This window comes from Stenotrophomonas sp. As-7, assembly GCF_030291015.1.
Taxonomy (GTDB): domain Bacteria; phylum Pseudomonadota; class Gammaproteobacteria; order Xanthomonadales; family Xanthomonadaceae; genus Stenotrophomonas; species Stenotrophomonas lactitubi.
This window is the reverse complement of record NZ_CP127405.1, coordinates 3,852,457-3,873,044: the sequence shown is the minus strand read 5'-3', so window position 1 is coordinate 3,873,044 and position 20,588 is coordinate 3,852,457. Positions and strand designations below refer to the sequence as shown.

At 67.1% G+C, this 20,588-nt stretch carries 24 protein-coding genes and 1 other RNA gene; 7 read left to right on the top strand and 18 right to left on the bottom strand.

The window, feature by feature from the left end; translation table 11 throughout:
• Nucleotides 1–47: 47 nt before the first annotated feature.
• Complete coding sequence (locus QP457_RS17710; RefSeq protein WP_088101212.1) at nucleotides 48–1,274, top strand: acetylornithine transaminase; 1,227 nt, start codon at nucleotides 48–50, stop codon at nucleotides 1,272–1,274.
• 72 nt (nucleotides 1,275–1,346) lie between these two features.
• Here QP457_RS17710 and QP457_RS17705 read toward each other — a convergent pair whose 3' ends face one another.
• Nucleotides 1,347–1,949 carry an HAD-IA family hydrolase gene (locus tag QP457_RS17705; RefSeq protein ID WP_205407009.1) on the bottom strand — a complete coding sequence of 201 codons (603 nt, stop codon included), beginning with the start codon at nucleotides 1,947–1,949 and terminating at the stop codon, nucleotides 1,347–1,349.
• 122 nt (nucleotides 1,950–2,071) lie between these two features.
• Here QP457_RS17705 and azu point away from each other — a divergent pair, with 122 nt between their 5' ends.
• Nucleotides 2,072–2,521: an azurin gene (gene azu, locus QP457_RS17700; RefSeq protein ID WP_191078550.1), complete on the top strand. Its 450-nt coding sequence runs from the start codon at nucleotides 2,072–2,074 to the stop codon at nucleotides 2,519–2,521.
• A 141-nt stretch (nucleotides 2,522–2,662) separates the two neighbouring features.
• On the opposite strand, the gene hemL is transcribed toward azu, so the two are convergent.
• The gene (gene hemL, locus QP457_RS17695) at nucleotides 2,663–3,952 is read right to left on the bottom strand and encodes a glutamate-1-semialdehyde 2,1-aminomutase (protein WP_205405182.1); all 1,290 of its coding nucleotides are present in this window, start codon (nucleotides 3,950–3,952) and stop codon (nucleotides 2,663–2,665) included.
• Nucleotides 3,953–3,967: 15 nt separating this feature from the next.
• Nucleotides 3,968–4,603: a thiamine phosphate synthase gene (thiE, locus tag QP457_RS17690; RefSeq protein ID WP_205405181.1), complete on the bottom strand. Its 636-nt coding sequence runs from the start codon at nucleotides 4,601–4,603 to the stop codon at nucleotides 3,968–3,970.
• Nucleotides 4,604–4,637: 34 nt separating this feature from the next.
• Between thiE and QP457_RS17685 the strand changes: the two genes are divergently transcribed.
• Complete coding sequence (locus QP457_RS17685; protein ID WP_025874193.1) at nucleotides 4,638–4,862, top strand: rubredoxin; 225 nt, start codon at nucleotides 4,638–4,640, stop codon at nucleotides 4,860–4,862.
• A gap of 71 nt (nucleotides 4,863–4,933) precedes the next feature.
• Here QP457_RS17685 and QP457_RS17680 read toward each other — a convergent pair whose 3' ends face one another.
• The 8 genes from QP457_RS17680 to QP457_RS17645 all read right to left on the bottom strand — a co-directional run bounded on the left by QP457_RS17680 (nucleotide 4,934) and on the right by QP457_RS17645 (nucleotide 9,187).
• Nucleotides 4,934–5,779: a SirB1 family protein gene (locus QP457_RS17680; protein ID WP_180165850.1), complete on the bottom strand. Its 846-nt coding sequence runs from the start codon at nucleotides 5,777–5,779 to the stop codon at nucleotides 4,934–4,936.
• 318 nt (nucleotides 5,780–6,097) lie between these two features.
• Entirely contained in the window at nucleotides 6,098–6,544 is a 447-nt protein-coding gene (locus QP457_RS17675; protein WP_180165848.1) for a DUF192 domain-containing protein, read from the bottom strand.
• A 20-nt stretch (nucleotides 6,545–6,564) separates the two neighbouring features.
• On the bottom strand, nucleotides 6,565–7,212 hold the full coding sequence (gene rpiA, locus QP457_RS17670) for a ribose-5-phosphate isomerase RpiA (RefSeq protein ID WP_099820806.1): 648 nt from the start codon (nucleotides 7,210–7,212) through the stop codon (nucleotides 6,565–6,567).
• A 24-nt stretch (nucleotides 7,213–7,236) separates the two neighbouring features.
• On the bottom strand, nucleotides 7,237–7,716 hold the full coding sequence (locus QP457_RS17665) for an EVE domain-containing protein (protein WP_025874197.1): 480 nt from the start codon (nucleotides 7,714–7,716) through the stop codon (nucleotides 7,237–7,239).
• The gene (locus QP457_RS17660; RefSeq protein WP_205405180.1) at nucleotides 7,713–8,306 is read right to left on the bottom strand and encodes a 5-formyltetrahydrofolate cyclo-ligase; all 594 of its coding nucleotides are present in this window, start codon (nucleotides 8,304–8,306) and stop codon (nucleotides 7,713–7,715) included. The genes QP457_RS17665 and QP457_RS17660 overlap by 4 nt, the downstream gene beginning before the upstream one ends.
• An 83-nt stretch (nucleotides 8,307–8,389) precedes the next feature.
• A non-coding RNA gene (gene ssrS / locus QP457_RS17655) (6S RNA) lies at nucleotides 8,390–8,575 on the bottom strand.
• Between the two features lie 97 nt (nucleotides 8,576–8,672).
• Nucleotides 8,673–8,969, bottom strand: coding sequence for a cell division protein ZapA (locus QP457_RS17650; RefSeq protein WP_025874199.1), 297 nt, complete (start codon nucleotides 8,967–8,969; stop codon nucleotides 8,673–8,675).
• The gene (locus QP457_RS17645; RefSeq protein ID WP_025874200.1) at nucleotides 8,966–9,187 is read right to left on the bottom strand and encodes a TIGR02449 family protein; all 222 of its coding nucleotides are present in this window, start codon (nucleotides 9,185–9,187) and stop codon (nucleotides 8,966–8,968) included. Before QP457_RS17645 ends, QP457_RS17650 begins: the two co-directional genes overlap by 4 nt.
• 153 nt (nucleotides 9,188–9,340) lie before the next feature.
• Between QP457_RS17645 and QP457_RS17640 the strand changes: the two genes are divergently transcribed.
• The gene (locus QP457_RS17640) at nucleotides 9,341–9,889 is read left to right on the top strand and encodes a YecA family protein (protein ID WP_089236676.1); all 549 of its coding nucleotides are present in this window, start codon (nucleotides 9,341–9,343) and stop codon (nucleotides 9,887–9,889) included.
• Nucleotides 9,889–11,217 (top strand): aminopeptidase P N-terminal domain-containing protein, encoded by a 1,329-nt coding sequence (locus tag QP457_RS17635; RefSeq protein ID WP_205405179.1) that lies wholly within the window; start codon nucleotides 9,889–9,891, stop codon nucleotides 11,215–11,217. The genes QP457_RS17640 and QP457_RS17635 overlap by 1 nt, the downstream gene beginning before the upstream one ends.
• Nucleotides 11,218–11,718: 501 nt before the next feature.
• On the opposite strand, the gene pepQ is transcribed toward QP457_RS17635, so the two are convergent.
• The 7 genes from pepQ to rph all read right to left on the bottom strand — a co-directional run bounded on the left by pepQ (nucleotide 11,719) and on the right by rph (nucleotide 18,883).
• The gene (pepQ, locus tag QP457_RS17630) at nucleotides 11,719–13,050 is read right to left on the bottom strand and encodes a Xaa-Pro dipeptidase (RefSeq protein WP_205405178.1); all 1,332 of its coding nucleotides are present in this window, start codon (nucleotides 13,048–13,050) and stop codon (nucleotides 11,719–11,721) included.
• Between the two features lie 75 nt (nucleotides 13,051–13,125).
• Nucleotides 13,126–13,500, bottom strand: a complete 375-nt coding sequence (locus QP457_RS17625) for a PilZ domain-containing protein (protein ID WP_180165841.1) — start codon at nucleotides 13,498–13,500, stop codon at nucleotides 13,126–13,128.
• Nucleotides 13,497–15,773: a DUF1631 family protein gene (locus QP457_RS17620; RefSeq protein WP_205405177.1), complete on the bottom strand. Its 2,277-nt coding sequence runs from the start codon at nucleotides 15,771–15,773 to the stop codon at nucleotides 13,497–13,499. Before QP457_RS17620 ends, QP457_RS17625 begins: the two co-directional genes overlap by 4 nt.
• 120 nt (nucleotides 15,774–15,893) lie before the next feature.
• Nucleotides 15,894–17,120, bottom strand: coding sequence for a radical SAM family heme chaperone HemW (hemW, locus tag QP457_RS17615; RefSeq protein ID WP_240196531.1), 1,227 nt, complete (start codon nucleotides 17,118–17,120; stop codon nucleotides 15,894–15,896).
• A gap of 58 nt (nucleotides 17,121–17,178) precedes the next feature.
• The gene (gene rdgB, locus QP457_RS17610) at nucleotides 17,179–17,775 is read right to left on the bottom strand and encodes an RdgB/HAM1 family non-canonical purine NTP pyrophosphatase (RefSeq protein WP_180165838.1); all 597 of its coding nucleotides are present in this window, start codon (nucleotides 17,773–17,775) and stop codon (nucleotides 17,179–17,181) included.
• A complete protein-coding gene (locus QP457_RS17605) occupies nucleotides 17,775–18,161 on the bottom strand; it encodes a VOC family protein (protein WP_180165836.1) in 387 nt (128 codons plus the stop codon). Before QP457_RS17605 ends, rdgB begins: the two co-directional genes overlap by 1 nt.
• Nucleotides 18,158–18,883, bottom strand: a complete 726-nt coding sequence (rph, locus tag QP457_RS17600; protein ID WP_025874210.1) for a ribonuclease PH — start codon at nucleotides 18,881–18,883, stop codon at nucleotides 18,158–18,160. The genes QP457_RS17605 and rph overlap by 4 nt, the downstream gene beginning before the upstream one ends.
• Nucleotides 18,884–19,005: 122 nt before the next feature.
• Here rph and QP457_RS17595 point away from each other — a divergent pair, with 122 nt between their 5' ends.
• Complete coding sequence (locus QP457_RS17595) at nucleotides 19,006–19,866, top strand: YicC/YloC family endoribonuclease (RefSeq protein WP_205405176.1); 861 nt, start codon at nucleotides 19,006–19,008, stop codon at nucleotides 19,864–19,866.
• On the top strand, nucleotides 19,863–20,525 hold the full coding sequence (gene gmk / locus QP457_RS17590) for a guanylate kinase (RefSeq protein WP_033831917.1): 663 nt from the start codon (nucleotides 19,863–19,865) through the stop codon (nucleotides 20,523–20,525). The genes QP457_RS17595 and gmk overlap by 4 nt, the downstream gene beginning before the upstream one ends.
• Nucleotides 20,526–20,588: the final 63 nt, after the last annotated feature.

The window sequence follows — 20,588 nt, the reverse complement described above, 5'->3', positions numbered from 1 at the left end:
ACGGGTTCCGGCGCGAGAATGGGCGTTCCTGAACCCTGCCGACTGCCATGACCGCCGCTACCGATCCGCTGATCTCCCTGTCGCACTACTACCTGCCGGTGTACAAGCCCCGCCAGGTGGTGCTGGAGCGAGGCCAGGGCGCCCGCGTGTGGGACAGCCAGGGCCGTGAGTTCATCGACCTGGCCGCCGGCATCGCCGTGTGCGGCCTGGGCCACAACGATCCGGACCTGGTTGCCGCACTGGTCGAACAGGCCGGCAAGCTGTGGCACACCAGCAACGTGTTCTACAGCGCGCCGCCGCTGCACCTTGCCGAGGAACTGGTGAAGGCCAGCCGCTTCGCCGAGCGTGTGTTCCTGTGCAATTCCGGCGCCGAAGCCAATGAAGTGGCGATCAAGATGGTCCGCAAGTGGGCCTCCAGCCAGGGCCGTCCGGCCGACAAGCGCGTCATCATCACCTTCCGTGGCAGCTTCCATGGCCGCACCATGGGCGCGGTGACCGCCACCGCGCAGCCGAAATACCAGGAGGGCTACGAGCCGCTGCCCGGTGGCTTCCGCTACATCGACTTCAACGATGAGGTGCAGCTGGAAACGGCGATGGCGGCTGGCGACGTGGCGGCGGTGATGCTGGAGCCGATCCAGGGCGAGGGCGGGGTGATGCCGGCCAAGTCCGGTTTCCTCAAGCGCGTGCGCGAGCTGTGTGACCAGCACAACGCACTGCTGGTGCTGGACGAGATCCAGGCCGGCATGGGCCGTACCGGTACCTTGTTCGCGCACTGGCAGGACGACGTGGTGCCGGACATGGTGACCCTGGCCAAGGCGCTGGGTGGTGGTTTCCCGATTGGTGCGATGCTGGCCGGCCCGAAGGTGGCCGAGACCATGCAGTTCGGTGCCCACGGCACCACCTTCGGCGGCAATCCGTTGGCCGCGGCGGTCGCCCGCGTGGCGCTGCGCAAGCTGGCTTCGGCCGAGATCGCGGCCAATGTCAGTCGCCAGTCGAAGGCACTGCGCGATGGCTTCGCCCGCATCAATGACGAGTTCAAGGTGTTCAGCGAGGTGCGCGGTCGCGGCCTGATGCTGGGTGCGGTGCTGAGCAAGGAGTTTGCTGGCCAGGCTGGCGCCATCCTCGACCACGCCGCCGAACAGGGCTTGTTGACCCTGCAGGCGGGCCCGGACGTGCTGCGCTTCGTGCCGTCGTTGAACATCACCGACGAAGAAGTGGCCGAAGGCCTGAAGCGCCTGCGCGCGGCGATTGCCGCGTTCGTCGCAGCACGCTGATCTGTCACCAGGGTAGCGCCGGGCCGTGCCCGGCGTCTCTTTTCCGCTGCGCTCGCCGGGCATGGCCCGGCGCTACCGCACCCGGTAGCGCTTCAGTACCTTCCCCAGTCCACGTCCGTCGTGCACGGTTTCCGCGTGCAGGCCCGCCGCGCGCGCACCGCGCACGTTGGCGAACAGGTCATCGACGAACAGTGTGTGCCCCGGTGCCACGCGGAGGGCTGCGAGCGTGCGCAGGAACACCTCCGGCGCAGGTTTGCGCAGGCCGAAATCAGCGCTGCAGAACACGCGATCCTGCAATGCAGGAAACAGCTGCGGCAGCAGCGTCGGCAGCGCCTGTGCCATCAACGCACCGTTGTTGGTCAGCACCGCGATCGGCACCTGCAGTGCCTGCAGTCGCTCCAGCACGGCTTGCTGTGGCTGGCTGGCGGCATGCCGGGCAGCGATCCAGGCCCCCACATCCACGGGCACACCGAGCAGTTCGCCAAGCTTGGCCAGATAGCGCCCGCCATCCAGCGTGCCGCTGTCGTGCGCCGCTTCGAGCCCGCTGTCATACAGTGCGGCCTGCACGTGCGCGGTCGGCACATCCAGCGCCTGTGCCAGATGCAGCACGCGCTGTGCGCGCTGGTAGTGCACCAGCACGCCGTCGACATCGAGCAGGAGAAGGTCGATCCGCATCGGGCGAGCATGCCATTGCCGCATCCCAGCGCAAACCCTGGACCATAACTGCGACACACGGTCGCAGCCGGGCCGGCAGGCCGCTGCCTAGAATGGCCATCGAACCTGCAGGAGACGTGATGATGAAGGCTTGGATGGTAGCGGTGGGACTGGGCGCGTTGATGCTGGCGCCGTCGGCGATGGCGCGCGTATGTGCGGTCAGCATCGACAGTACCGACCAGATGAGTTTCAGCAGCCGCGAGATCAAAGTGGCTGCCGATTGCAGCGAAGTTGACCTGACCCTGCGCCACACCGGCAGGCTGGCCGCCACCGCGATGGGCCACAACTGGGTGTTGACCCGCACCGCCGACTACCAGCCGGTGGCGATCGCGGGCATGCGCATGACCTTGGCCGACAGCTACCTGCCGAAGGCCGACAAGCGTGTCCTGGCCCACACCAAGGTGATCGGCGGTGGCGAGACCGCCCGCGTGCGTTTCTCCACGAAGGGCATGCAGAAGGGCGGCGATTACACCTTCTTCTGCTCGTTCCCCGGCCACTTCGCGATGATGAAGGGCAAGTTCGTCTTCGGTTGAGTGCGCAGCAGCCACGCATGGCGTGGCTCTACTTCTGGTAGCAGATCCACGCCATGCGTGGATGGAAGCACCGTGATCAGTAGATCCACGCCACGCGTGGATGGAAGTGCCGACCAAGGTCGGCACCCACCACGGCGGGGCTCAGCCCTTGGCCGCCTTGAACGCCACGCGCGCCGCTGCCAGCGTGGCCTCGATTACCGCATCATCGTGAGCGCTGGACAGGAAGCCGGCCTCGTACGCCGACGGTGCCAGGAACACGCCCTGGTCCAGCATCGCGTGGAAGAAGCGGTTGAATGCCGGGATGTCGCAGGCCGTGGCCTGGGCATAGGTCTCCACCTTTTCGCTGGTGAAGAACAGCCCGAACATAGCGCCCACCTGGGTGGTGGTCACCGCTACGCCCGCATCGGCGGCGGCCGCTTCCAGGCCCGCACACAGGTGTGCGGCGCGCGCGCTCAGATCGTCGTGGAAACCCGGCTGCTGGATCAGCTCCAGCATGGCCAGGCCGGCGGCCATCGCCACCGGATTGCCGCTGAGCGTACCGGCCTGGTAGATCGGGCCGGCCGGGGCGATCTGCTGCATCAGTTCGCGACGGCCGCCGTAGGCGCCCACCGGCATGCCGCCGCCGATGATCTTGCCGAAGGTGGTCAGGTCCGGGGTGATGCCGTAGTACTCCTGCGCACCGCCAAGGGCAACGCGGAAACCGGTCATCACTTCGTCGAAGATCAGCAGGGCGCCGTACTGCGTGCACAGCGCACGCAGGTGCTGCAGGTAGCCTTCGCGCGGCGGAATGCAGTTGGCGTTGCCCACCACCGGTTCGATGATCAGGCCGGCGATCTCGCTGCCGCGTGCCTCGAACAGAGCGGTGGCCGCTTCGAAGTCGTTGTAGGGCAGGGTCAGGGTCAGTTCGCTCAGGCCGGCCGGTACGCCGGGCGAGGTCGGCACGCCCAGGGTCAGCATGCCGCTGCCGGCCTTGACCAGGAACGAGTCGCCGTGGCCGTGGTAGCAGCCTTCGAACTTGACGATGCAGTTGCGGCCGGTGGCACCGCGCGCCAGGCGGATCGCCGACAGGGTAGCCTCGGTACCGGAGTTCACCATGCGCACCATCTCGCACGACGGCACCAGCCGGGTGATGGTCTCGGCCATGGTCACTTCCGCTGCGCACGGCGCACCGAAGGACAGGCCGTTGTCGATCGCCTTCTTCACTGCCTGGCGCACGGCGGTGTGGTTGTGGCCGACGATCATCGGGCCCCACGAACCCACGTAGTCGATGTAGCGGTTGCCGTCGACGTCGTACAGGTAGGCGCCGTCGGCGCGCTCGACGAAGAAGGGTTCACCGCCGACCGACTTGAACGCGCGCACCGGTGAGTTGACGCCGCCGGGCAGCAGTTCCTGGGCGCGGGAGAACAGGGCGTGGGACTGGTCGTGGTTCATGGGGTTTCCTGGGGATTACTGCGGCGTATCGAAACGGGCGAGGTAGGCGCGCTGGGTCGCGACCGGGTCCTGCGCGGCGTAGATGCCGCTGACCACGGCCAGCAGATCGGCGCCGGCATCGATGATGGGACCGACATTGTCCGGGCTCAGGCCGCCAATCGCCACCCGCGGCACGCCCAGTGCGGCGCTTTGCCGCAGCAGGTCAACATGGGCGCGGCTGCTGGTGACCTTGGTGGTGGTGGGGAAGAACGCGCCGAAGGCCACGTAGCTGGCACCCTCGGCCACGGCACGCTCGGCATTGGCCAGCTGGTCGTAGCAGGACGCGCCGATGATGGCGTCGGGGCCGAGCAGGCTGCGCGCGGCGCCGATGTCACCGTCGGTGCCGCCCAGGTGCACGCCGGCCGCGCCGATGGCCTGGGCCAGCGCCGGGTCGTCGTTGACGATCAGCGGCACGCCATGGGCTGCGCACAAGGCCTGCAGGGCCGTGGCCTGTTCCCGCCGCAGGGCATCGCTGGCGGTCTTGTTGCGGTACTGCAGCCAGGTGGCGCCGGCAGCCAGCAGCGGCGCGGTGCGCGCCAGCAGGCGGGCGGTATCGGGTTCATCCGGGGTGATCAGGTAGACGCCGCGGGGCGTCGGGGAAGCAGAGGTCATCGATGGCTACCGGTGAGTGGACCGCGATGGGACAATGGCGGCCCGTGAATCCAGCCCTGATTATCCGATGAGCGAAGCCACCCCCACCACCCTGCGTACCTGGATGTGCGTGGTCTGCGGATTCCTGTACCGCGAAGCGGATGGGCTGCCGGAAGAGGGCATCGCTCCGGGAACGCGCTGGGAAGACATCCCCGAGACCTGGACATGCCCGGATTGCGGCGTGACCAAGGACGATTTCGAGATGGTCGAGATCGACTGAGCGCAGTCGCCGCCGGGCATGGCCTGGCGCTACCGGTGGGTGCGGGCCGTTGGACCGCACACCGGACAACCTCAATGCAGCCGCGGTACCGGCCCGCCCAGGTCGATCAGCTTCTCGCGCAGCCATTGCGCGTCGCTGGCCTCGGGGTTGCGCTTCAGGTACAGGCCCAGGTCGGTGCGGGCCCCGGCCAGGTAGTCCAGCTGCAGATAGGCCAGGCCGCGATCACGCAGGGCATCGTCCTGTTCGGGGGCGAGCTTGAGCAGGCGGTCGGCACTGCGCGCGGCACGATCCCACTCGCTGGCCTCGGCATAGACCCCATGCAGGTTGCGCAGCATGCGGATCAGGATCGCGCGGCTCGGTGCAGGATCGAGGATCTGCGCCAGCACCTGGTCGTCGGGCATCTGCCCGCCCAGGTGCGACTTGGCGCGTTCGCGCAGTTCGTCCACGTCCAGCGGGCGGCCACCATTGAACGGGTCCATCACCAGCACGCCATCGTCGACCGGCAGGCGCACCAGGAAATGACCGGGAAATGACACCCCGTCCAGCGGAATGCCCAGCCGTCGCGCCACTTCCATCTGCACCAGCGCCAGCGAGATCGGATTGCCCAGACGGCGCTCGAAGACCTGGTTGAGGTAGCTGTTGCGCGGGTCGTAGTACTCCTGGTGGTCGCCGCTGTAACCCAGCTCATCGAACAGATGCCGGTTGATGGCGGCCATCTTCAGCGGGCTGTGCTCGATGCTGTCCACCTCGGCGCGCAGGTGCTCGACGTGGCTCTGCACCAGCGCATCGTAGGTCGACGGCTGCAGATCGGGATATTCATCGCGCGCGATCAGCAGCGCGGTCGGCAGCAGTGGCAGCGCCTCGTCGTCGAAGGCGGCCAGTGCATCCCAGTCGGGGAGTGTGATCCGGTCCTGCATGTCCACAGACTGGCGGCAATCGTGGGCGGTTTCAAGCAGTGCGGCGTGAATTCATCACGTCATCGTCCTTCCATCCACGCATGGCGTGGATCTACCGTGTCGACCCAGGTCGACACCCACCAACAGCAGCGGGAAACTGTCAGAGGTGGGGCGGTGTGGGCTTGCAGGACCGCAGGCGCCATGGATGGCGCCTACGAGCCCCCAGGGATGGGTTTACGGCGTGTCCTGCAAGCCCACATCGCCCCGCCATCCCTCGGTCGCCCAGATGTTGCATTTGATGTCGATTCGGCGGGGGCCGGGCGCAGCCCGGCCGAACCTTTATTTCTCGATGCCCGGGCCGAAGGTCAGCTCGGTCCCATCCTTCAGCTTGAGCTTCTCCGCCTGGCCGGCATTGAGCTCCAGCACGAAGCGTGCCGGGCCACCGCTGGGGTAGGGCGGGCACATGTCGCCGGCCGAGCACGGCGGCACGTCGCGCTGCTGGCTCACCAGCCGCCGCTCGCTGTCGAAGTACAGGATGTCCAGCGCGATCTTGGTGTTCTTCATCCAGTACGCCTGCATTTCCTCGCGGTCATGCACGAACAGCATGCCGTGGTCCTCGGCCATCTGGTCGCGGAACATCAGCCCACGCGCACGGGTTTCATCGTTGGTGGCCAGTTCAACGTCATAGCGTGCGCCGCCCAGTTCCACCCAGTGGCGGGCGGCATCGGTGGCGCAGCCGGTCAGGGCCAGCAGCGGAAGCATCAACAGGGAGCGCAGCAACGACATCGTAGGGTCCTTCGAAAGGATCAGAGCACGATCGGCGGCTCACCGCCGACGATCACCACATCGGCACGGCGGCGCGCGAACAGGCCGACACAGACCACGCCCGGCAACTGGTTGAGCTCGCGCTCCAGCTTTTCCGGGTCGGTGATCTGCAGGTTGTGGATGTCCAGGATCTGGTTGCCGTTGTCGGTCACCACGCCTTCGCGCCAGGTCGGCTGGCCGCCGGTCATGTCGCGGATCTGGCGGGCGACCAGGCTGCGTGCCATCGGGATCACTTCCACCGGCAGCGGGAACCTGCCGAGCACCGGTACCTGCTTGCTCGGGTCGACAATGCAGACGAAGCGCTCGCTGGCCTCGGCGATGATCTTCTCGCGGGTCAGCGCAGCGCCACCGCCCTTGATCAGGCACTTGTTGGCATCGCACTCGTCGGCGCCATCCACGTACAGCGACAGGGTGCCGGTGTGGTTCAGCTCGATCACCTCGATGCCATGCTGCTTCAGGCGCGCGGTGCTCTGCTCGGAACTGGACACCGCACCCTTGATGCGATGCTGGATGCGGGCCAGCGCATCGATGAAATAGGCGACGGTGGAACCGGTACCGACACCGACGATCATGCCGTCTTCGACGTACTCGATGGCCTTTTCGGCGGCCAGGCGCTTGGCTTCAGACATTGCGGGGAGCTCTCAGGCAGGGAATCAGGATTTCTTTTCCAGCGACAGCAGCAGCTTCCACTGCGCGGCGGTCACCGGGAACACCGACAGGCGGTTGCCCTTGGCAACCAGCGGGAAGCCTTCGCCGAGTTCCTCGGCGTGCAGCTTGATCTCGTCCAGCGCGATCACCTGCTTCAGCTTGCGGTCGAAGGCCACGTCCACCAGCATCCAGCGCGGGTTCTCGCGCGTGCTCTTGGGGTCGTGGTAGTCGGATTTCGGATCGAACTGGGTGTCATCCGGATAGGCCGCGCTGGCCACCGTGGCCAGGCCGACGATGCCGGGCACCTTGGTATTGGAGTGGTAGAACAGGATGCCGTCGCCGACCTGCATGCCGTCGCGCATGAAATTGCGCGCCTGGTAGTTGCGCACGCCGTTCCAGGGTTCAACCTTGACCTTGGCCAGGTCATCGATGGAAAAGGCGTCCGGTTCGGACTTCATCAGCCAGTAGCGCTTGCGGGCGGTCATGCGTTCACGGGGGCAGCGGAAGGGAGCAGGGTGCCGGCTTCAGTGCAGATCGCATCCACCGGCACGTCCCAGGACGCTACCGGCAAGGACTCGACCTGCTGCACCGAGAATGCCGCGCCGACCAGCCAGGGTGGCGCCGGCCGATCATGGCGGAAGGCGAAGCTGCGATCATACCAGCCGCCTCCCATTCCCAGCCGCCGGCACTGTGCGTCGAAGCCCACCAGCGGCGTCACCACCAGGGCCATCTGCGCGGGTTCCAGCGTGTCTTCGATGGCGATGTCCGGTTCGGGGATGCCGTAACGGTTGCTGGTCAGCGGTTGGCCGGGGCGCCAAGGCGCGAAGCGCAACACGTCGCCGTGCAGTACCGGCAGGCAGTAACGCAGCGTGCCGGGCAGCTGCAGCTGCCAGCGGTGCAGGGCGATCTCGCCATCCAGCGCCCAGTAGCCGGCCACGGCGCCTTCGTGCGGGGCGAACGGCAACGTCAGCAGTGCATCGGCCAGCGATTCGGCAGCGGCAATACGGGCGGGGGCGGAAAGGTCGCGGCGGCGTTGCCGCAGGTCGTGGCGCAGGGCCTGTCGCGGGTCGGTCATGGCAGCGTGCGGCAAGGATCAGCCGTCATTGTGCCGGAAAGAACAAGGGCGACGTCCGAAGACGCCGCCCTTGCTGGAATATTGCATTCTCCGCAATGTCGATGCATGCGAAACGACCTTGAACCCGGGGGCTCAAGTGGGAACGCTGGAGAACCATCGGGCTTCCCGCTGCAAGGCGGACCTGCACTCCCGGCGCTGTCGCGCTCCCGGTGTCGTTCTTAAGGGACAAGGCGAATGTTTGCACATGCCGTCGAGTACCGCAGAGAACGCGTGGCCATTATAGCTACCGCGGGTGATCTGGATAGGCCGTTCGTCGGCAACAGTGCGTGCCAATTCAGAAAAGAGAAGGCGCATTCCGCGCCTTTCTCACGTGCTGCTGTCGATTGCCCGGTCCAGACGCCGGTTCAGGTCGGCCAGGGTCTGTTGCAGGGCAACCGCCTGGCGGGCGTTCTCGTCGCGCAGCAGTTGCAGCTCGTGCGCCAGGTTGAGCGCTGCCAGCACCGCGATGCGGTCGACGGCGGCCATCCGGTTGCTGCCACGGATCTCGCGCATGCGCGCATCCAGCAGGCGGGCGGCCGCCATCAGGCTGTCGCGTTCATCGCCACCGACGCCGACCGTGTATTCACGGTCGAGGATGCGGACGCTGACCGGTTCGGCACTCATGTGTGCTGCTCCAGGGATTTGAGCCGGGTGATCATCGCTTCCACCCGCGAACGCGCCTGCTCGTTCTTGGCCAGCAGCGTCGAGCGCTCGGCCACCAGCTGTTCCTGCTGGTGGCGCAGGCTGCGGTTCTCCTCGGCCAGCCGCTGGTTGCGGTCGAGCAACGCCTCCACACGGGCGGCGAAGGCCTGCAGCTGGGCAAGGGGATCGGCGGGTTCCATGCCCGCACGATAGGCAAGCCGGGTCAGGGCGGTCAAGCACTGTCGCAGCAGGCCCCGGCGGCTACGGAGAGCAGGCGGACAGATTGCTACACTACCCGGCTCACGGGCGCGCGCGTGCGCGCTCCGCAGTTTCCCTTCCGAACGAGCCGCACGATGACCGAACTTCCCTCCGTCGACGACGTTACCCGCGCCAGCCAGGAACTGGGCCTGGGCGCCACTGCTGCCGAGCTGCATGGCGGGCTGTGCGGCTGGCTGGCCGCTGGCGGTGCCCCCGGCAATGACTGGCCGGCGCGCGTGCTGGCCGACGACAACCTGCCGCAGGTAGCTGCCGACAGTGCGCTGGCGCAGTTGCTGGAGGCCACCATCAAGCAGCTGGAAGATCGTGACTTCGCCTTCGAGCTGCTGTTGACCGACAGCAGCGACGTGGCCGCGCAGGCGGACGCCATGTTCAGCTGGACCCGTTCTTTCCTGGGCGGCTTCGGCCTGGGCAGTGGCGGCCACCGGCCGACCCTGTCCGAAGAAGGCGAGGAGGCGCTGAACGACCTGGCCAGCCTGGCCCGTGCATCGAGCGAGGACTTTGAAGCCGGCGGTGACGATGACGACGAAGCCCTGTCGGAGATCGAAGAGTTCATCCGGGTGGCGGTGCTGCTGCTGCACGGTGACGTGGTGCTGGCCGCGCGCCATCGGCAGCGCCTGAACTGATGGATATCAAGCAGCGCACCGGCATCGCTGCCGGCGAGTACAAGCGTCGCCGGCGCCAGTTGATGGATATGGCGGGCGAAGACGCAATCCTGGTGCTGCCGGCGGCATCGGAGAAGGTGCGCAGCCTCGATACCCACTATCCGTACCGGCAGGATTCGGATTTCCAGTACCTGACCGGCTTCCCGGAGCCGGAAGCGGTACTGGTGCTGATTCCCGGTCGCCGCCACGGCGAAGCCATCCTGTTCTGCCGCGAGCGCGATCCCGAGCGCGAAGCCTGGGATGGCGGTCGCGCCGGCCAGGAAGGCGCCGTGGCGCAGTACGCGATGGACGATGCGTACCCGATCACCGATCTGGACGACATCCTGCCGGGCCTGCTGGAAGGGCGGTCGCGGGTGTACTACCACTTCGGCCGCGATGCGGATTTCGACCTGAAGCTGATCGGCTGGGTGAACCGCGTACGTTCGCAGGTGCGTCACGGTGCGCAGCCGCCGCATGAGTTCCTGGAACTGGGCCATCTGCTGCACGAGCAGCGGTTGTTCAAGTCCGGTGCCGAGGTGGCGTTGATGCAGCGCGCGGCCGACATCAGCGTGCTGGCACATCGTGCCGCCATGCAGGCCGCGAAGGCCGGCATCCACGAGTACGAACTGCAGGCCGAACTGGAGCGGGTGTTCCGCGCCAACGACGCGGTGCCTGCGTACTGCAGCATCATCGGTGCCGGCCGCAACGCCTGCATCCTGCATTACCGCGACAACAACGCGCGTTCGCGCGACGGCGAACTGGTGTTGATCGATGCCGGTGCCGAGTATCGCGGCTATGCCAGCGACATCACCCGCACGTTCCCGGTCAACGGTCGTTTCAGCGCCGAGCAGCGCGCGCTGCATGATCTGGTGGGGGCGGCGCAGGCGGCGGCACTGGCCCAGGCCAAACCGGGCGTAGCGTACGAAATGGGCCATCTGGCGGCGGTGCAGACCCTCACCGAGGGGTTGCTGCAACTGGGCCTGTTGAAGGGCACGCTGGAAAAGAATCTTGCCGAAGGGTTGTACCAGCGTTTCTACCGGCACAAGACCGGGCACTGGATCGGGCTGGATGTGCACGACGTAGGCGACTACCGCCTGGCCGGCGATTCGCGCCTGCTGGAGCCGGGCATGGCCTTCACCATCGAGCCGGGGCTGTACATCGGCGTGGACGACACGACGGTGGAACCGCGCTGGCGCGGCATCGGCATCCGTACCGAAGATGACGTACTGATTACTGACGACGGGCATCGGGTGTTGACCGAAGGCCTGGAACGCAGCGCCGACGAGATCGAAGCGTTGATGGCGGGGTAAAAGGGGTTTCGGCAGGGCTTGCAGCCCTGCACCTGCAGAGGCAACAGCCAAAGCCAGAGCGGCATTGCGTGGGATGGCGGGGCGGTGTGGGTAGTCAGGACACGCCGTAAACCCATCCATGGGGGCTCGATGGCGCCATCCATGGCGCCAACGGTCCTGCCCACCCACACCGCCCCACCTCTGACAGATTCCTGCGGCTGTTGGTAACGGCGATTGTTGGGACGCGCGGTTGTTGGGACGCGCGGCCGTTGGTAGGTGTCGACCTTGGTCGACACAGAGCGAGCGCAGCGAGCGACCCGCTTTTGCTTTTCTTTCTTTCTTCCGTGGCTGGCCGCACACGGAAACTGTCCGTGGCCGGGCGGGTGGGCTGCGCAGGGGCGTAAGCGCCATGGATGGCGCGCCCGAGCCTACAGGGACGCATTTACGGCGTCCCCTGCGCAGCTCACCCGCCCGGCCACGCCTCAGTAGTCTCGATGCGTTTCGCGACCAACCACGAGGGGCTCAGCCGTTCGCCGCCGCAAACACCGGCCGCGTCAGATTGTCCGCCTCGCCATCAGTGCACAGCACTTCGTCTTCGATGCGGATGCCGCCGTACGGACGGAAGAAGTCCACGCGATCCCAGTTGATCGCATCGCCATGGCCGGCAGCCTTCACTTCGTTCAACAGCATGTCGATGAAGTACAGGCCCGGCTCGATCGTCACCACCATGCCCGGTTCCAGTACGCGGGTCAGGCGCAGGTATGGATGACCCGCCGGGCGCTCGATGCGTCCGCCTTCGTCACTGGCAGCGAAACCCGCCACGTCGTGCACCTGCAGGCCGATCAGGTGACCGATGCCATGCGGGAAGAACGCGGCGCTGACGCCGGTTTCCAGCGCAGTCTGCGGCGACACCTTGATCACGCCGAAGTCCTTCAGCACGCCCATCAGCGACAGATGCGCATCAACATGCAGCTGCTTGTAGTCGAAGCCCGGGCGCACCGCTGCGCACATCGTCTGCTGCGCGGCATCGACGGCTTCGATCATTGCCGCGAACTCGTCATGGCCGGCGGCGGCGTAGGTGCGGGTGATGTCGCTGGCATAACCATGCGCGCTGGCGCCGGCGTCGATCAGGAAGCTGCGCAGCGGCTGCGGTGCCTTGCGGCCCAGTTCGGTGTAATGCAGCACTGCCGCATGTTCGTTCAGGGCCACGATGTTGCCGTACGGCAGTTCAGTGGCGTCCTGGCCCACGGCCTGGCAGTACGCCATGTGGATGCTGAACTCGTCGGCGCCATTGCGGAACGCCGCTTCGGCTGCGCGATGGCCGCGCACGCCCAGCACCTGCGCCTGGCGCATCAGTGCGATTTCATAGGGCGTCTTGCTGCCGCGATGCCATTCCAGGTAGTTCACCACCGGCGCCGGGTTGTTCGGCACATACGCGCCCAGCGCGCTCTGCGGTTCACCCAGGATCGCGCAGCGCGCCGGGTCGGACGGCAGCAGTGCCAGCGCTTCCTCGGGCGTGCGGATGATGTGGATGTCGAAGTGCTCGACCCACCAGCCGCTCGGTGCATCCGGCACTACATGCCAGTAGTCGAACGGCTGGTGGAAGATCACCGCCGGACGCTTGCCCGGGGTGAACACGATCCAGCTGTTGGGCACCCGGGTCAGCGGCAGCCAGGCCTTGAACTGCGGGTTGACCGCGTACGGGTAGTCACGGTCGTCGAAGACCTGGTAGTGCAGGGTGCCGCTGGGCACCACCAGGTGGTCGAAGCCGCCGCGTGCCAGCGCCTGCTCGGCGCGTCGGCACAGCACGGCCAGGTGGTCGGGATACAGGGCGCCGGGGTCTTGCTGGATCATTGCGGTGGCTCGACACGGAAAACGGCCCTAGATTCTGCCGGATACCGACGCACTCCGCTGTGCCGGAACCGGCACTCAGCCCGTCGAAACCGGTGCCTCGTCGCTGTCTTCGCCGATCCACAGGCGTAGTTGCTGCCGATGCTCGCGTGACAGGGTCAGGAAGCGGAAGCCTGCCCAGCTCTGGCCGGGCGCATGCGCCGGTTCGCTCCACAGCAGGTGTACGCCGACATCGATCACCTCGCTGCGACCATCGGCCAACGGCAACGGGAAACGCAACTGATACAGCGCATCGTCGCGCAGCGCGGCGCTGGCCAGCATCAGCATGCCGGTCTCGGACACGTTGCCCAGGCGTCCAACCACGCAGTCGCGCATCTGGTCGGTCACCGGTACCAGGTCGGAGACCTGCCGTCGCGGCGCGCGGCGGGTATCAAGGGGCGGTTGCGTACTCATGCGTTGGGCTCCTGTGGGCGACGTCCGGCGAGCGTGCGCAGTGCGCTCAGGCTGGCCTGCCAGGCGCGGTCGACCAGACGGCCTTTGTCTTCGGTGACCAGCTGCGCGCGTCCGGCGCTCATCTGCCGGGCCAACGCATCCAGGGTGGTTTCGCCGATCTTCTGCCCACGCGCGTTGACGAACAGCACATGGCCAGTCAGCAGGCTGTACCAGGACAGGCGCTGGCGACGCAGAATGCCTTCGCCGTCATCGATATCGAACCAGCTGCCGAAGGGCAGCGCGCACAACTGCTGGTAGCAGGCCTCCTCGGCCTCGCTGCGCGGTGCGGAATCGCTTGCCAAGGGCTGTGCGCCTGCGTGTTCGCCCAGACGCGCATGCGCCTTCAGGCGCGCGCTGAGTTCGGTGCGTGAGGTGCTTTCATCCTCGCCACCGGGTGTGGACAGGCGGCGCGCGACGGCTGCGGCTTCCTCTGCGTGGTAGCCGACCTGCAGCAGGGCCGATTCAACCTCGGCGGCCAGCGGAGCATCGGTCACGCTGCTTTCGCTGGCGGCCTCGGCAGTGATCGCAGCGATGCGTTCGGTCTGCTGCAGGCGCTCCTGCCATTGCGGCGAATCATCACCGTGGCGCAGGCGGGTCAGCGTCAACGCGTCCGCCCAGGCCTGGCGCAGCAGTGTCTGCACGAAGCGTGGCGGTTCCTGCGTGTCGCAGCACTGGTCGATCTGCGCATTGGCCTGGCGTCGCGCCAGTTCCAGCCGTTCCTTGCCGCGTGCGGCTTCCACGTGACGGCGCTCGGCCAGTTCGGCGCGGTGCGCGGCGGCACGCTGGTGCTGCTGTATCTCTTCGTTGGCGGCGGCAAAGGCCTCGGGCGTGCGCGCATCCTGGCCGAGCAGGCCCTGCACGCTCTGCGCCAGCCGTTGCAGCAGCTGCGGATCGACATCGTCATCGCCGAGCCAGCTGGCGCCGGCTTCAGCGACATGGTTGAGCAGTTCGCGTGCCGGGTGTTCGTCGCGAACGAAGAACCCGGGATCGGCCATCGCTGCGCGCGCCAGTGGTACCTGCAGGCGCGCGAGCAGCGCGGCCGGCACCGGGTCCGGACGTTGCTGCTGCTGTACCTGCTGCAGCAGCAGGCGCAGCAGATCAAGATTGTCACGATCGTGGCTGCCAAGGCTGGCCTGCGCGCCATGTTCGCTGCGCAGCTGGGCGACCACGGCGGCCTGCAGATCGGTCATGGCGCTGGCGGCGCTGGCCTGGCCCTGCAGGCGCGCCAGCACGGCATCAACCGCTGCACTGGGCAGGGCAGCGGGATCGGCCGCTGGTTGCGGGGTCGGCCGCGCCCGTTGCAGCATTTCATGCAGCACGCTGCTGGCCGGTACCGTCAGCCCGGTCGAGGCGCCGGGCGCAGCCGCATCGGCGAAGGCGTCCTGCATCAATGTCCACCACGAGCCGGCCGGTGCCGAGCCACCCCAGCCGGTCATCGGCGTGGGCACGCGCGGTGACGGGCGTCCACTGCGGCCGCTGCCGACCGACTGGGTGATGATCCGGCGGGTGCTGGAAGAACGCGCCAGGTACGGGGTGTAGACCAGGCCTGGCAGGATGCCGTGCTGCGCCAGCAGCGCATTGGCACGGTCCAGCACATTGCCCAGCCGTTCCAGTACCTGCCGTTCGAAACTGCGGTACAGCGCCATCTGGACGTCGGCGCTGAGGGCATCCTGTTCGGCCAGCTTGCGCACCATCGCGCACAGGGCCTGCGGTGCAAGCGGCAGGGTATCGGCTTCAAAGGCCGGCGCGCCGGCAACAACACCCAGACGCTGGCCGAGCAGGTTCAAGGCGTTGGCCGAACGCAGCGTTTCCCGGCGCACCATTTCGGTCAGCAGCAGGTCGCGGTCGACCTCATGCTCGGCTACCAGGGTCAACCCGAGCATGCCGGGCAATGGCGGAGGGGTGGCGGCGGTCACGACCGGGGTGACCGGTTCCCGCAGCCGCGCAAGCGCATCAGCCAGTGCATCGAGCATGCGGTCGCTGAAGTGACCGGCGAACGCATGCAGCTGCCCGCGTTGGCCCAGCAGGTCAGCCTGCTGTTGCGGGTTGCGGGCATGGTCGGCGTCATGCAGCAGGGTCTGCTCCAGCGCTTCCACGGTGAGGATCAGCGGTGCCGTCAGGGCCTGGTGGCACAGGCCGATCAACGCGCCCAGCAGCTCGCGTACACGCGGCGGCAGGTCGGCCGCGGCCAGTCGGGCAGTGTCGGCACTGGAAAGAGAGAAGACAGCAGACATCGGCGAGGGGATCCGGATTCCCGCGTATCGAACTTGGAATCTACCGTGTCGGCCGGTGACGGCGCTACTTTAGCCGCAGATTCATTCAGCGCGGCCTTCCATGGCCGCGCGGCAGGCAGATCAATCTTCCAGGAACAGGCTGACCACATCGTTGGTGAAGCGCCGGCCGAGCTCGGTCGGTTGCACGTACCCGTCCGCCACCAGCAGCCAACCGCGCTGCACCGCTTCGGCCAATGGAACGTCCAGCATGCTGCGGGCCAGGCCGGTCCGCGATTCGAAGTCGCGCAGGCTGAAACCTTCGTGCAGGCGCAGCAGGTTGAGCATGTACTCGAACGGCAGGCGATCAGCGGCGATCACCTCGTCGCCACCGAACGATGCGGCCGTGCCTGCGGTATCCATGAACGTCTGCGGGTGCTTGTGCTTCCAGCGCCGCAGCACGTGCTCCTCGGCGCCGGAACTGATCTTGCCGTGTGCGCCGGCGCCAATGCCGAGGTAGTCACCGAAACGCCAGTAGTTCAGGTTGTGCGCGCTCTGCCGGCCGGGGCGGGCGTAGGCACTCACCTCGTACTGGCCGAAACCGGCCTGCGCCAGCAGCGCCTGGCAGTGTTCCTGCATGTCCCAGGCATTGTCTTCATCGGGGATGCCCTGCGGTGGCCGCGCGAAGAACACGGTGTTCGGTTCCAGGGTCAGCTGGTAGTGCGAGATGTGGGTCGGCTGCAACGCGAACGCGCGTTCCAGGTCGGCCTCGGCACCGGCCAGGGTCTGCTCCGGCAGGGCGTACATCAGGTCGATGTTGAAATTGTCGTAGCCCGCGTCCTGCGCCATCTTCACCGCGCGCTCGGCCTCGCCACTGTCGTGGATGCGGCCCAGGCGCTTGAGCATCGCATCATCGAAACTCTGGATGCCGAAGCTGAGGCGGTTCACCCCGGCCGCACGGTAGCGGTCGAAGCGGCCGTGCTCGGCGGTGCCCGGGTTGGTTTCCAGGGTGATCTCGGCATTGGGCGCGAAGCGCAGACGCGCGCTGGCCTGCTGCAGGAAGCGGTCGATGGCTTCCGGCGGGAACAGGCTGGGCGTGCCGCCACCGAAGAACACGCTGCTGACCACCCGGCCCCAGACCAGCGGCAGGTCCTGGTCGAGGTCGCGCACCAGCGCATCGATGTAGGCATCGAAGGGCAGTTCGCCCTTTGCCTGGTGCGAGTTGAAATCGCAGTACGGGCATTTGCGCACGCACCACGGCAGATGCACGTACAGCGCCAGCGGCGGCGGCACCAGACGTGGCGGGGTGTCGTGGTCGCAGGACTCGCCGGGCAGGTGGTTGCAGTGATCGTGGTCGTGGTCGTGCGGCATGGCAGTCATCGGTAGTGCCGGCCGCGGGCCGGCTTCCCTGTGTTGATCGGGTGGGGTGTCAGAGCCAGGCCGCGAGCTGCTGCTTGAGCTGCTGCAGGGCGATGGCACGATGGCTGATGGCATTCTTCAACGCCGGTTCCATCTCCGCAGCGGTCAGGCCATGGGCGGTATCCAGGAACACCGGGTTGTAACCGAAGCCGTTGCTCCCGCGCAGTTCGCGGATGATCTGTCCTTCCCAGCGGCCTTCGCAGATCAGCGGCTGCGGGTCGGTGGCGTGCCGCAGCAGCACGATCACCGCATAGAAGCGGGCGCTGCGCTGGCCATCGGCGATGTCGGCCATCGCTTCCAGCAGCTTGGCGTTGTTGGCCGCTGCATTGGTCGGATGGCCCGCATAGCGCGCGCTGTACAGACCCGGCGCACCGCCGAGGGCGTCGACGATCAGCCCCGAATCATCGGCCAGCGCCGGCAGGCCGGTTGCTTCGCAGGCGGCGCGCGCCTTCAGCAGCGCGTTCTCGACGAAGGTCAGGCCGGTCTCTTCCACATCGCCCAGGCCCAGTTCGGCGGCCGAAGTGATCTGCAGCGGCAGGTCGGCGAGGATTTCCTGCATTTCCACCAGCTTGCCAGCGTTGTGGCTGGCCAGGACAAGCTTCTTCATCAGCGGGGCTCCAACAGGTCCCAGGTGTTGCCGTACAGGTCGCGGAACACCGCGACGGTGGCGTAGGGTTCTTCGCGCGGCTCTTCCAGGAATTCGACACCGGCGGCCAGCATCGCCGCGTGGTCGCGGCGGAAGTCATCGGTGTTGAGGAAGAAGCCGACGCGGCCGCCGGTCTGGTTGCCGATGCGGCTGCGCTGGTCGTCGTTGCTGGCGCGGGCCAGCAGCAGGGCGGCAGCGCTGCCATCGGTCGGGCCGACCACTACCCAGCGCTTGCTGCCCTGGTCGATGTCGTCCAGCAGCTGGAAGCCGAGCTTGCCGGTGTACCAGGCAATGGCTTCGTCGTAGTCGGCCACCACCAGGGTGGTCAGGGCAATGCGCCGGTTCATGCCGACAGCGCTGCCTGCTGCGCGGCCAGCAGCTCGGTCACGCCCTTTTCGGCCAGGCCCAGCAGCGCATCCAGTTCGTCACGGCGGAAGGCATGGCCTTCAGCGGTGCCCTGCAGTTCGATGAAACCGCCGCCATCGTTCATCACCACGTTCATGTCGGTGTCGCAGTCGCTGTCTTCGGCGTAATCCAGGTCCAGCACCGGGGTGCCGCGGTAGACGCCGACCGACACCGCCGCCACCGCGCCGAGGATCGGGTTGCGCTTGATGTCACCGCGCTTCATCAGCACGTTCACCGCATCGACCAGGGCCACGTAGGCGCCGGTGATGGCAGCAGTGCGGGTGCCGCCGTCGGCCTGCAGCACGTCGCAGTCGAGGGTGATGGTGCGTTCGCCCAGTGCGTTGCGGTCCACGCAGGCACGCAGGCTGCGGCCGATCAGGCGCTGGATCTCCAGCGTGCGTCCACCCTGCTTGCCGCGTGCGGCTTCGCGGTCGCTGCGGGTGTGGGTGGCGCGCGGCAGCATGCCGTACTCGGCGGTCACCCAGCCTTCGCCCTTGCCACGCAGGAAGCCCGGCACCCGGTTCTCGATGCTGGCCGTGCACAGCACGCGGGTTTCACCGAAGCAGACCAGCACCGAACCTTCGGCGTGGCGGGTGAAACCGCGCTGGATGACGACCGGGCGCAGCTGATCGGGCTGACGGCCACTGGGGCGGAAATCGGACATGGGGCAGGTTCCGTTGGGAAAGGGAGTACGCCGCCATCCCCGCGGCCTTCACGGGGCGGGGAAAGGGGCTCAAAAGAGACCGCTAGGGTACCATTCCCCCTTTGCAAGCACCGGATACATCCATGATTCGAAGCATGACGGCCTATGCCGGCGGCGAGCGTTCCACTACCTGGGGCACGCTGGGCTGCGAGCTGCGCTCGGTCAACCACCGCTTCCTGGAAGTGGGCACCCGCCTGCCCGAGGAACTGCGCGCATTGGAACCGCAGCTGCGCGAGCGCATTTCCGCGCGGCTGAGCCGTGGCAAGCTGGATCTGGTGATGCGCCTGCGCGCGCCGGAATCGGCTGCCAGCCTGCAGATCAACGAGGTGCTGCTGGGCCAGCTGGGCCAGCTGGCACACCGGCTGACCTCCGATTTCCCCAACCTGCAGGTCAGCTTCACCGACCTGCTGCAGTTGCCCGGCGTCACCCAGGGCGAGGCCACCGATGCCGCAGCCCTGCAGGTTGAAGCATTGGCGCTGCTGGACCAGGTGCTGGACGGCTTCGTCGCCGCCCGCGAGCGTGAAGGCAATACGCTGGCCACCGCCATCGCCGAGCGCGTGGATGCCATCGAGCGCATCGCCGCCGAGGTCCGTACGCTGATTCCAGCCATTCGCGACGGCCAGCGCGCCAAGCTCGCCGCCCGCCTGGCCGACCTGCCGCATCCGGTGGATCCGGGCCGCGCCGAGCAGGAACTGGTGATGTGGCTGCAGAAGCTGGACGTGGACGAGGAGCTGGACCGCCTGTCCAGCCACATCGTCGAGATCCGCCGTGTGCTCAAGCAGCGCGAGCCGGTCGGCCGCCGCCTGGACTTCCTGCTGCAGGAGTTCAACCGCGAGGCCAACACGCTCGGTTCGAAGTCGGTGGACAGCCGCACGTCCAATGCCGCCGTCGAGCTGAAGGTGCTGATCGACCAGATCCGCGAGCAGGTGCAGAACATCGAATGAGCATTTCCACGCCCCCGGCCGCGATCGCACGCGGCACGCTGTACATCGTTGCCGCGCCCTCCGGCGCCGGCAAGAGCAGCATCGTCAACGCCACCCTGGCGCGCGACCCGCAGATCGCGCTGTCGATCTCCTTCACCTCGCGGGCCATGCGCCCGGGTGAAGTGAACGGCCAGCACTACCACTTCGTCAGCGCGGAGAAGTTCGAGGAGATGATCGCCGCCGGCGACTTCTTCGAACACGCCTGGGTGCATGGCGACTGGAAGGGCACCGCCCGGCAGTCGGTGGAGCCACAGCTGAACGCCGGCCAGGACGTGCTGCTGGAGATCGACTGGCAGGGCGCGCAGCAGGTGCGCCAGCTGGTGCCGGGCACGGTGACGGTGTTCATCCTGCCGCCGTCCAAGCAGGCCCTGCAGGACCGCATGCGCAAGCGCGGCCAGGACAGCGAGGCGGTCATCGCCCAGCGTCTGGGTGCTGCCCGCGATGAAATGCTGCACTTCAACGAGTTCGACTACGTCATCGTCAATGAAGTGTTCGACACCGCCGTGGACGAGCTGTGCGCGATCTTCACCGCCAGCCGCCTGCGCCGGGACGCCCAGAAGGTCCGCCATGCCGGCCTGATCCAGGCCCTGTTGACCCCGGATGCGAGTTCAACTGATTGATTCCTAAAGGGTCCGGTGGGGGTTGGCTTGATTTTGTCCAGCCCCTGCCAGTACACTCCGTCC